This is a genomic window from Paenibacillus sp. NPDC055715 (assembly GCF_053617595.1).
Genome location: NZ_JBSHGA010000007.1, coordinates 248,088 through 259,241 on the forward strand (window position 1 = coordinate 248,088; position 11,154 = coordinate 259,241).

Genomic DNA, 11,154 nt, shown 5'->3' on the forward strand with positions numbered 1-11,154 from the left:
CCTGCATGCAGCAGAAGAGAATAAGCCGCATGGTGGGTCAGCCTCGCTTACCCCAAATCCCAAACCACCTCTAAGAAAAACGCGCCTTGCGGCGTCCTTGGTGTAACCCATACGTTTGGGGAGGGAATTGGATATGGGGCCCCAACCGCTGTTGAAATTCGTGTTATTTTGAATCTTGTTTATCGGTATCAACACGAATTTCAAAGGCGGGCGCTCTCGCTTTTCCGCCCCATATCCATTCCCTCTTCTATCCTACTTTGAGCTGCCTTCTACTTCTCTTTCCCCCATTCGGTTTTCTATCCGGTATTCGTATCCATGAACACCCTTGTAATATTCCGGATACATCTCTCCTTCACAAATCTCACAGGCAAATTGTGGTGCAACCTTCGGGTCTCCATCGTCCATCATATCAAAGTTTTGAACTACGCTAAGCGGTATGTCTTCTGTTTCCTTGCAATTCAAACAGATGTACTTGACCGTCTCTTTGGTTAACATGGGCTTGCTTATGTTTAGCGGCTGTTTCTTCTTTTTCTTCCCTACTTTTCGTTTCTTTGACACGGGTGACATCTTGAATCATCCTCTCTAGACATGCTTTTGCAGTACCGCACTTCGCATACTTCACCTTCATATACGAAGAACTATATAAGTTCAACTAAAGTTTCACGAATCTTGGAATGGATTTCCGATTCGCACGTCGAATAGATAAGGAAAATCAACGAGATGAGTGATGATGATGGAAATTCAACCAACGGATCAACAAGAATGGGAAAGGCGGCTGGGTCAAAAGAAAAACCGTCGGATGTATGAACGCTATCAGACGATCTACTTACATGCTGTGAAACAGATGTTGGCGACCGAAATTGCGGAGATCATTCGCAGAAACCCTGTAACGGTGAACACCTACATCAAATCCTATCAAGAGAAAGGGCTGAATGGCTTGGTGATGGTGCTGGACAACTCTGGAAATGGCTAAAAGCCGATGTCATCAACAATGTGTTTTATCATACGGTGGCCGAGATTCGTAAGAATGTGAAGGACTTCATGGACGAGATCTCCAAAGATAGATGGGCCATCATTAACCGTTTGTGCGTCCGCATGGAATCTTCCTTACGAAAACTCATTAAGCCTAAAATCATTAGTTGAGCTTATATAGATGCATTCTATGGTTAGTATAAGAGAGAGATCAGTCATCATTAAATTTAGAATAGAAGTTAATCCGACTCATTCTGAATCCGATAACGAGTAACAGGATAACCCTGTCGAAAATTTAGTTCCCCAGCTCGTCCATCAAAATATAGACGTTTTTAAGTTTTCTTTAAAATTTTTTCCGCTTCAAGCAAGATGTGCCTCTCCGCTCTGCTCTTCGTTAGATTCAATGTTGGATCAAAATAATCAGTGTTAAAAAAAATCATATTTTTTACGTTTCAGCAGACTACCGCTGGCTTATTAAGTTTAAAAGGCAGTACAACGATCATTTCAAATTGTCTGCTTCTCCTTCAATTTTCAGATGATCAACATATTTTCAGATGATCAACATATTTTCAGCTACACCAACATCACCGGTCTCCAGTGGTGACATTAACATTTAAACCTTAACTTCTTTTAAATCAAAGAGCTTGATTTTTACTCCAATGCAGATGAATGCAAGCATCAGAAACAATACACCGCTCCATACAATCTGGTGTGTTCCCATTTGGGATAAAAACCAGCCACCTGAGGCGGTGCCTATTGTTACACCCAAATTTGCAAAGGATACAAACAAGCTATTGCCAAACTCAGCTGCATCTGAGGCCTCAGAGGTTAGCCAGGTTTGGCTTATAATGAGGCCGCTTGTAAAAACAGCTCCCCACGCAATGATAATAAGGATCATCGGAATCGTGTAATTTCCCACAGAAAATACTAGCAAATAAATGATTCCAAGCAGCAGAGGATAAAAAATGGTTGTTTTAACTACACTCTTGCTTAATAGCTTAGCTGCCTGTAGATTACCGAAAACACCGCTCGCTCCGAAAAGAATTAACATGATACTTATCGTTTTACCATTCATGTTTGTCACTATTCTAAGATATTCAGCAAAATAAGAATATACGGAGTACAATGCTGCAAGAATGAAACAAGTGGCCGCAATGTTAAACCACAATTGTGGCTTAACCAAAATTTTCAACTGATTCCCATAAGATAACTTTTCTTTTACTGACATGGATGGAATCCAAGCTATTATACCGATAAATGTGCAAGCATTAATAACAGCAGAAAAGAGAAAGGCAGCTTCGAGTGAAAACTGATCCCCAATAAATGATGTGATTGGAATGCCTAAAACCATCCCCACAGTTAATCCTGTAAAAACTCTGGAAACTGCTTTAGCACTTTGTTCTTTGGGAACAGAGCTTGCAGCTGCTGAAAATGCTACTGAGAAATAAACAGGATGGAGAAAAGCAGGTAAAATACGACAAAACATTAGGACAGAATAGTTGGGGGCAAATGCTGAAACAAGATTGGCAATTGTAAAAATAGCAAGCACTCCTGCTAAGATTTTTTTTCGGTTTATTCCGGAAAATAATAAAATCATGAACGGACCAGAGATGGCAATGATAAGCGCAAACATGCTTACAAGCATACCCGCTTGAGAAATGCTGACTTGGAATTGATTCGAAATCTGCGGTAAAATACCTATAACTCCAAGTTCGGTATTAACTATTCCAAATACGCCGAGGGCAATGATAAAGGTTACAAATGACGTTTTCATATGGATGTGAAATTCTCCTTATACTTTAAAGTAATATATAAACATATATATTATAAAACAGTACTTATTTTGTTTTAAGCCTAATATTTCTTTATAATGGTGATTTTTAATTCTATTTATTTATTTTTTCCAAATATCACTTCCTATCATTATTTGTCCATCTTATGTTCTAATTCATAATTCTTCTCCATCTCCTTGTAGATAACGATTTTATCTGCAAGCAAATTTAGATTTTTCTGAAGCTCAATCATATGCTCTTGAACTTCTTTATAGTGCTCTTCGAGAAGTACCCTCCTTGTAGTTATAGTTGAATCTCCCTGCCTCCTTAACTCAGCGATTTCGATCATTTTGTTGATTGACATTCCTGTAGCTTTCAGTCGAGTCAAAAACTTAATCCAAGTGATATCTTCAGGTGAATAATAACGGTAACCATTTTTATTTCGGTGGATTGAGTTAAGAAGACCAATATTCTCGTAATAGCGAAGCGTGTGAACACTAAGATTCGTAACATCAGCAACCTGTCGAATAGTTAGTAACTTTTCCATGAACACAGTATATACTTTCGAGTTAACTCGAAAGCAACACTTAATTTTTTGTAGATGTCTCTATGAAATTTTCGGATTAAAAGTTCTTGTCTCGAGCAAAGGATACGTACCGAGCGCTCCTCAAGGATTGTATTGAGCCTGCCAAACATAAAATGAATTTCAAGGTGCTGGATTCGGCACAAGTTCTCGTTTATCTGAAAGACCTTGATTTCGGAATTGTGAAAGGTACATAAAGACACCCAATGGGCCAAGGATCTGAAATCTGCATATGAGTCGGAGGAATTTGGAAATTTCATCAAATCCTAACCTAAGTATGAAGGCTTTGTTCTGGTTGCCGTGCAACGGTTGCCCATTGGCAAGACGACCTATTCTCGTTAATTCATATTGCATAAAAAAGCGCCGTTTTGCAGAATCTATGGAATATGCCGAAGCATACACACCTTACCCGAACAGGACGGAGAAGCGGAGGAACATAGATGAAGCGAATGTTTGCCTTATTGTTATGCACTGCGGTTGTTGGCATGTTGGTAGTTACGAGTCAACCCGCACTAGCTACGCAGGCTGTTGACGGACAGCCTTATCATTTTGGATTTAAAAAAAGCAAGGGAGGGGAGCTGCCTTCCATAGCGCAAGAGGGCTTTATGCACCTGATCGAAAGACAGGGAGGCATTTTTTTGGGGGATACGACCAAAAAAGAACTGTATCTTACCTTCGACAACGGCTATGAGAATGGATTTACCCCCAGAGTGCTGGATGTATTGAAGGCTAAAAAAGTCCCGGCTGCCTTCTTTGTGACCGGGCATTTTGTAAAAGACCAGCCTGCTTTGATGCGCCGTATGGCCAGCGAAGGTCATATCATCGGGAACCATTCATGGAGTCATCCTGATATGAGTACCATTTCTTCGGCACAGATCCGGTCTGAGCTGGATAGGGTACGAAGCGCATCGGCCGAACTGACCGGACAAAAAGAAATGAAATACGTCCGACCGCCACGCGGCATTTTTAGCGAAAAAGCCTTGGCTTCCTGCCGGGAAGCGGGATATACAAGCGTATTCTGGTCTGCGGCTTACAAGGACTGGGATACAAATATCCAGCAAGGAACAGACTATGCCTATCGTCAGGTCATGAATCAGCTCCATCCTGGAGCGGTCATTCTGCTCCATTCCGTGTCCAAGGACAATGCCGAAGCGCTTGGTTCTATCATTGACGAAGCTCGCAAGCAAGGATATGAATTCAAAAGTCTGGACGACCTCAAGGTCAAGCATTACCACTAAAGAAGCATCTTAAATCGGTAAGTCTTTTATGTCTTAGCCCGATCCACACTGCCTACTATAGACAGTGTGTGGATCGGGCTTTTTACTTTACGCTCAAAGAAGGGGTTAGATATAATAGATAAACAAATATTCGGAGGATCGACATACATACCGGAGGTACATCATGCACTTTGTATTCGATTTGGATGGAACGATTTGCTTCAAGGGACAGTGTGTGTCGGATCAGATCGCAGACTGTCTGGAACAACTGACTCATGTGGAAGCCTTCTTGCCGGAAGTGCTGGACATCAGCCCGCAAAATATCCATAAGAAGCTAAAACGCCTATTCCAAGCTTAACTTATATACTCTGGCTTCATAAGGACGCAGCTTCAGGGCGTTCAGATTCTCCCCTTTTACCGGCTCGCAGTTGGACAGAAGCAGCTCCGCTTTCGCGGCAGGATAGCCCTCCTCCTCAGGCCAGTGGAACACTGGGTCACGGTCAAAGAAATTCAAAATGACTAGCAGATGCTCCTTCTCCAACGTACGGGTAAACACATACAGCTCCGTATCCAGTGGCAACAGCAGCTTATATTCACCATAAACGATCACCTCATGCTGTTTGCGCAGGGCAATCAGCTTGCGATAATAGTGAAAAATTGAATCCGGGTTATTTCTTTCCGCCTCAGCGTGGATGTGCGTGTAGTTATCGTTAATTTTCATCCATGGCTCTCCATCGGTAAACCCGGCCGCACGCCCTCCATTCCACTGCATGGGTGTCCGCGCATTATCCCGGCTTTTTCTCCAAATCGCCGCCATAATCTGCTCTTCCGGTTCACCAAGCTTCCGTTGCTGCTCATAATAATTCAATGTCTCCACGTCCCGGTAATCATCAATCGACGAGTACGCGATATTCGTCATACCGATTTCCTCACCCTGATAAATGTACGGCGTACCTTCGAGCATATGCGTGAAGGTTGCCAGCATTTTGCCCGACTCCACACGGTATTGTCCATCATTTCCGAATCGTGAGAGGGCGCGCGGCTGATCATGATTGTTCAAATAGTTGGCATTCCATCCTTCCTGATGAAGCACCGTCTGCCAACTGCTCATAATTTTTTTTAGTTCCACCAGTGTCCACGGCTTGGGTTTCCATTTTTCTGTCCCTTGCCCTTGGGCATCTATAAACATGTGTTCAAACTGGAAAACCATATTCAGTTCATGCCGCTGATCCCCCACATAATCGAGCGCCTGTTCAGGGTTCAATCCTGATGTCTCACCGACGGTCATTAAGGGATAACGCTCCAGCACCCTTTCGTTCAGCATGCGAAGAAGCACATGCACCTGTTCCAAATTGGAAAAGAGCTGATAGGCTCGTACCCATGTCCGTTTCTCGGGATTATTGGCGTCCGGCAGCCCTTCCGCTTTGACAATATGAGCAATGGCATCAAACCGGAAGCCATCGACTCCCTTTTTCAGCCACCATTCCACCATACGGTACAGTTCAGCGACCATTTCTTTATTGTTCCAGTTGAGGTCCGGCTGATGCTCGGAATACAGATGCATGTAATATTCGTCTGTAAGCTTGTCATATTTCCACACAGAACCGGAAAAATACGATTCCCAATTGTTCGGATATCCGCCATTTTTGCCTGTTCGCCATATGTAGTAGTCCCGTTTCGGATTATCCTTGGACGAACGTGATTCCGTAAACCACGGATGCTCATCTGATGTATGGTTTAAAACCAGATCCATCATAATTTTAATGCCTCGTTCATGCGCCTTGTGAAGGAGTTTATCAAAATCCTCCATCGTTCCGAATTCATCCATAATGGCATAATAATCGCTAATATCGTAGCCGTTATCATGATTGGGCGATTTGTACACCGGACAAATCCAGATGACATCAATGCCCAGCTCACTCAGATAGTCCAGCCTGGACAGAATGCCTCGTAAATCTCCTTTACCGTCTCCGTCCGAATCCTGAAAGCTAATCGGATAAATCTGATACACAACGGCTTCCTTCCACCATATTTTTTTAGGCATGTTGCCCTCCTGTAGCTTCTCTGTACATCCAATAGCATATGCTCTTAACATACTCTCAATACCTGCTGGCGAATCGGTTGTATGATGGGGAGAAGGGAGATTGAAAAAAAATATTTTTAAAAACAGGTTGTATAAGTTATTCCGACGTTACCTATATATATAAACCGCCCATATCCATGAACCAGAAGCGGTCCCATTCTCTAAATCAAAGGAGGAACCCACATGAACCATCGCCCCAAAGTGCCAAAGGATCTGATTGTGGAGTCAGCTGTGATCCCGTCGAATATCAATGTGGATGTGGAATCAGCCACCGAAGGAGGAAAACGCCGCCTGATGCTTAGCGATAACCCGGAGACGCTCACCCCTGTGACTGTACCTGCCGAGCAAGCTACCCTGTGGCATGATGTGGTACGCACGACAACCCGTACGGTCAAGCATCGCATTTTCGGTTGGCATTACAACAAAATCGGCGGAACCGTCAAACTGGGCATCACCGTAGAGAACAAAAGCGATGCTGCGCTGGAAGTACGTCATATCAAGCGTGCTCTTGAGATTGCGCCTGAGGATGGTAACTGGATTATGGATGTCGGGCAGTCCATTGCCAAAAGCTGTTTGGCAGGTACGATGAAGCGCTTGAAGCCAGTAGACCGTCATAAATTTGGCAAAGGCACAACGCTGCTGGAAGAATTCGAGCTGCCTGAAGGATCGCTGGCTGGATTCACCTATGACCTCACCGTGGAATATGGCGAAGGCCACGGTACGCTGGACTATGTAATCCGCACCGTGGTCAGCAAGGATACACAGTCCGACCTGCGCGGGATTCATGCGGAACCGCTACCACCCGTACCGCCGCCGCGGGCGCATCCGCGCGGTGTATGGTCCTTTTCCGAAACGAACGCGCGGATGCCAGAGTACGTGGTCGGGCAAAGCGCCAACTACCGGGCGTGTGCCACGAAAAAACTGGACGGCGGGACTCCTGCCGATCTGCTGTTTACCGCGGCCCGCAGCGAACTGGGCCCTGCGCTTGATAACCGTGGACAATTCGGTGTTATATATAACGCGACGATTCCCATCGTTAACGACGGTGGCGAGGAACGTACGGTCCGCATCTACGCCAATCCGCGTGGGGGAGCATTCGCCGGGTCTGTGCGTGTGGATGATCGTGTATATGGTATCCCTCTGCTACGAGATAAGACCAAGGTATGCCGATTGGCTGAGATCAGCGTCCCTCCCGGCAGGTCCAGCTATGATCTTAGCTTCATGGTCGCCGGCAGTGCAAATACGCCGCTAGGTCTGTACGTCATTACACTATAGCTGTGCCCACGATGACTGAATGAGCGAACATGGGGCTAATTGAACAGTCACGCTTCGTTATTAGTGTAAAAAAGCGCGAGTGCAAGGGTTGTTCCCCTTGTAGCTCGCGCTTTTTGGTTCATACTCAGTCATTTGAGCAGGTTATGGGCAAGCAGTTCTCTTCGCCGCCATACCCGGTTTATGTCAGAATAAATACCGCTCTATTTGAACCGCTGGACCTGCCTCGAAGGCATAATGGTCAACTCTGGAATATTGACATGTTCCGGTTGCTCCAGTGCATAAAGGGCAGCTTCTGCAACATCATCGGGATGCAGCGGCACAACGCTCGAAGCAAACGCCCGAATTTCCTGCTCGGGATATCCGGCCACCTGCGAAAATTCCGTCGCCACCGCCCCGGGGTGAATCGCAGTTACACGAATTCCTTGCGTACTGGTCTCCAAACGCAATGCGGAGGCTATGGCGCTAGCGCCGTACTTGGTAGCGCTGTATAGTCCTCCTCCGGCAACTACTTCCTTCGCTGCAATAGAGGAAACAATGACAACATCCCCCTTGGCCTGTTCCTTCATTGGCTGAAGTCCGTACTTCAATGTCAGGACAAGACCGTGCACATTCGTCTTGTAAAGCTCCTCCCATCTTTCCAGATCCACTTCTGCCAGTGGGCTTCGATACCCGAAGCCGGCATTGGCAACGATAATGTCAAGCCGCCCCCAACGTTCAAGAATGGCGTGGACCGCCTGCTGTACGTCTTCAGCTTTTTGGATATCGGCAGGTATTGCCATGACCTCGTACAATTCCTCTTGGTGCAAGTCGCGAACCCATTCGTCCAATCGCTCCTGACGGCGTGCCAATACAGCTACATACGCGCCTCGCTTTGCCAGTTTTTTTGCAATCGATGCCCCAATGCCGCTGCTTGCGCCTGTTACCAAAGCTACCTTACCGGCTAAGCTTTCCTTCCCTTTCCAGGATAATTTCAACTCATCCAATATCATGTTAAACCCTCCCAAGCTTATTTGGTTAAACGCACGCGATGAACGCCCTGACTGCCTCCAGGAGCTGTGCCTATATATAAATATCCGTCATGGTTTACAACCGTGGTTACCCCATAAACCGAGCCTTCAGGATCATGCCAGCTTCCGATGAGTTTACCCTGCGGATTAAGCTCCACAGCAAGCCCATGCTTCACAGGTGCGCTTGCACCGCTGAGCAGCGATTGAGGCAATTTGGCCATCATTCCAGCCAGCCACGGGCTTTTATGCATCTGATCTACAAAGGGAATACGTGTCGTGAAGAGACCGACCCAGAAATGGCCTTGGTCATCACGCGTAATGTTATCCGGAAAACCGGCGAGATTATCCACAAAAATATCCGAAGTCCCCTTCTTCGGCCCTTTGAGCCAGTATCGGGTCAATTGGTAGTGATACGACTCTGCCACAAGCACAAAATCTTCGTCCGCAGACAAGGCAACCCCGTTCGCAAAATAAAGGCCTTCCAACAGAACTGTCGTCTGCTTGGTCACCGGATCATATTTCAGCAAACGTCCATGTGGCTTGTTTTCGGCGATTTCTTTGAAGACTACACTGCCATAATTGGAGGTGTCCGAAAAATAAATAGTACCGTCTTTGGCAATATCCAGCTCGTTGGCCAAATAAATCGGTGTGCCGTCGACTTGATCGGCCAACACCGTCACGTTTCCGGAAGGATCTACCGACAGCAGCCCCTTCTTAACATCCGTAACGATCAGATTTCCACTTGCGTCAAACATAAGTCCATTGGGCGTTCCTTTGGTATCTGCATATAGTTGGGCCTTTTGCGGATTGCCCTTTGTATCAATGGCAGCCTTATAAATTTTCCCGTCGGAGTCTCCCGTATATAAATTTCCTTTCTTGTCAAAGGTGATAAATTCCGGATACTTAGGGGCATCTGTAACAAGCTCTGCGGAGCTGAGTTTATTGTTTTGTTGCCATGGCCCCGCTTCTTCAAAAGAGGGGGTCGAAGGTGCAAGCCATTTTACAGGCTGGACAGGGGAAGGAATGAGCATGAAAATAACCACTCCCAGAAGGATTACCGCCAGCAGCGATAATCCGGTTCTGCGTACCCATTTACGCGGTTTCTTATTCGTTCTTCCTTGAGAATCTTGGACAGATAAATCAGGTTTACTGGGCATTAGAGTGCCTCCTATGTGATGTGAATAATATTTATATTTGAACGACGATTTTACCGAAATACTGTTTTCCTTCAGCCAAAAGTGCGAAGGCTTCGCCGATTTGGCTGAGCGGGAATACCCGGTCGATGACAGGATGTAAACGATGACGGGAAATGGCACGATTCATGTTTTCGAAATGTTCCCGGTTACCGACTTGGCTGCCGCGAATCGTCGCAGCCTTCTGCAATATGCTGGTGACATCGAACTCAGGAATGGTCAAGCCCGATAAGAATCCGACCATGCTCACAGTCCCTCCGGTACGAAGTGCATTGATGGATTGCACCATTGTTGCCGCTCCCCCTACATCCAGGACATGGTCGACTCCGCCTGTCAGCTCCAGAGCCACCTTACCCCACTCGGGAACTTCCAAATAGTTGATTGTCTGCCATGCGCCGAGAGCTTTTGCCCGTTCCAGCTTGTCATTGCTACTTGATGTGATTATTACCCGTGCTCCCGCCATCAGAGAGAATTGAAGCCCAAAGATGGAAACACCGCCTGTTCCTTGCAAGAGCACCGTATCCCCCGCTCGCAGCCCGCCGGATTCCATCAGCATGCTCCATGCGGTTAATGCCGCAATCGGCAAGGTGGAAGCCTCCTCCCAAGAAAGGTGATCCGGAATGGCGACGACCCCTTCTTCATGCAGAACGATATATTCAGCCGCCACTCCACTGAGCGGGCCTCCCAGACTGTCCTTTAATACCTCCGCTCTCGTGCTCCCGCCAATGAATTTCTGTTGTAAATTTGTCGCTACCCTTTGTCCAACCTGAAATTTTGTTACTCCTTCGCCCACAGCCACAATTTCACCCGCTCCATCGGATAACGGAATGAAGGGAAATTGAATGCCGATCGGCATGACTCCATTAAGTATTACTAAATCTCGATAATTAAGAGACGCTGCCCTTATGCGGATCAGAACTTCCAGCCGTCCCGGCACCGGTATGTCAAGTTCCGTCAAGGTTAGCTCTTCAAAGCCAAAGCCGTTTTTCAGTTGCACTGCTTTCATTTTGGTTGTCCTCCTTGAATGTTAAACTTTTACCCAGCATGGATAC

General features: G+C 46.1%; 11 protein-coding genes and 1 pseudogene. 5 read left to right on the forward strand and 7 right to left on the reverse strand.

Annotated features, from left to right (window positions below):
- Positions 1-252: 252 nt before the first annotated feature.
- Positions 253-567 carry a hypothetical protein gene (locus tag ACWGOO_RS14405; protein WP_452484439.1) on the reverse strand — a complete coding sequence of 105 codons (315 nt, stop codon included), beginning with the start codon at positions 565-567 and terminating at the stop codon, positions 253-255.
- Between the two features lie 166 nt (positions 568-733).
- Here ACWGOO_RS14405 and ACWGOO_RS14410 point away from each other — a divergent pair, with 166 nt between their 5' ends.
- Together ACWGOO_RS14410 and ACWGOO_RS14415 are read left to right on the forward strand one after the other, a co-directional pair.
- Positions 734-973 carry a helix-turn-helix domain-containing protein gene (locus ACWGOO_RS14410; RefSeq protein ID WP_452484441.1) on the forward strand — a complete coding sequence of 80 codons (240 nt, stop codon included), beginning with the start codon at positions 734-736 and terminating at the stop codon, positions 971-973.
- A 20-nt stretch (positions 974-993) separates the two neighbouring features.
- Positions 994-1,143 (forward strand): hypothetical protein, encoded by a 150-nt coding sequence (locus ACWGOO_RS14415; protein WP_452484443.1) that lies wholly within the window; start codon positions 994-996, stop codon positions 1,141-1,143.
- Positions 1,144-1,585: 442 nt separating this feature from the next.
- Here the strand turns inward: ACWGOO_RS14415 and ACWGOO_RS14420 are convergent, their stop codons facing one another.
- Together ACWGOO_RS14420 and ACWGOO_RS14425 are read right to left on the reverse strand one after the other, a co-directional pair.
- Positions 1,586-2,752 (reverse strand): MFS transporter, encoded by a 1,167-nt coding sequence (locus tag ACWGOO_RS14420; protein ID WP_452484510.1) that lies wholly within the window; start codon positions 2,750-2,752, stop codon positions 1,586-1,588.
- 143 nt (positions 2,753-2,895) lie between these two features.
- Positions 2,896-3,291, reverse strand: coding sequence for a MerR family transcriptional regulator (locus ACWGOO_RS14425; RefSeq protein ID WP_354454599.1), 396 nt, complete (start codon positions 3,289-3,291; stop codon positions 2,896-2,898).
- A 476-nt stretch (positions 3,292-3,767) separates the two neighbouring features.
- On the opposite strand from ACWGOO_RS14425, the gene pdaA reads away from it, so the two are divergent.
- Both pdaA and ACWGOO_RS14435 read left to right on the forward strand, forming a co-directional pair.
- Positions 3,768-4,565 (forward strand): delta-lactam-biosynthetic de-N-acetylase, encoded by a 798-nt coding sequence (gene pdaA, locus ACWGOO_RS14430; RefSeq protein WP_452484445.1) that lies wholly within the window; start codon positions 3,768-3,770, stop codon positions 4,563-4,565.
- 163 nt (positions 4,566-4,728) lie between these two features.
- A pseudogene (locus tag ACWGOO_RS14435) lies at positions 4,729-4,818 on the forward strand (HAD family hydrolase); the annotation flags it as partial.
- A 69-nt stretch (positions 4,819-4,887) separates the two neighbouring features.
- Here the strand turns inward: ACWGOO_RS14435 and ACWGOO_RS14440 are convergent.
- Positions 4,888-6,588, reverse strand: a complete 1,701-nt coding sequence (locus ACWGOO_RS14440) for a glycoside hydrolase family 13 protein (RefSeq protein ID WP_452484447.1) — start codon at positions 6,586-6,588, stop codon at positions 4,888-4,890.
- 222 nt (positions 6,589-6,810) lie between these two features.
- Here ACWGOO_RS14440 and ACWGOO_RS14445 point away from each other — a divergent pair, with 222 nt between their 5' ends.
- A complete protein-coding gene (locus tag ACWGOO_RS14445; protein WP_452484449.1) occupies positions 6,811-7,902 on the forward strand; it encodes a hypothetical protein in 1,092 nt (363 codons plus the stop codon).
- A gap of 200 nt (positions 7,903-8,102) precedes the next feature.
- On the opposite strand, the gene ACWGOO_RS14450 is transcribed toward ACWGOO_RS14445, so the two are convergent.
- Genes ACWGOO_RS14450 through ACWGOO_RS14460 form a run of 3 tightly spaced genes read right to left on the reverse strand, consistent with a single transcriptional unit; the run spans position 8,103 to position 11,108 of the window.
- Positions 8,103-8,891 carry an SDR family oxidoreductase gene (locus ACWGOO_RS14450; RefSeq protein WP_452484451.1) on the reverse strand — a complete coding sequence of 263 codons (789 nt, stop codon included), beginning with the start codon at positions 8,889-8,891 and terminating at the stop codon, positions 8,103-8,105.
- Between the two features lie 17 nt (positions 8,892-8,908).
- The gene (locus tag ACWGOO_RS14455) at positions 8,909-10,066 is read right to left on the reverse strand and encodes an SMP-30/gluconolactonase/LRE family protein (RefSeq protein WP_452484453.1); all 1,158 of its coding nucleotides are present in this window, start codon (positions 10,064-10,066) and stop codon (positions 8,909-8,911) included.
- Between the two features lie 31 nt (positions 10,067-10,097).
- A complete protein-coding gene (locus tag ACWGOO_RS14460; protein ID WP_452484455.1) occupies positions 10,098-11,108 on the reverse strand; it encodes a zinc-dependent alcohol dehydrogenase family protein in 1,011 nt (336 codons plus the stop codon).
- Between the last annotated feature and the right edge of the window lie 46 nt (positions 11,109-11,154).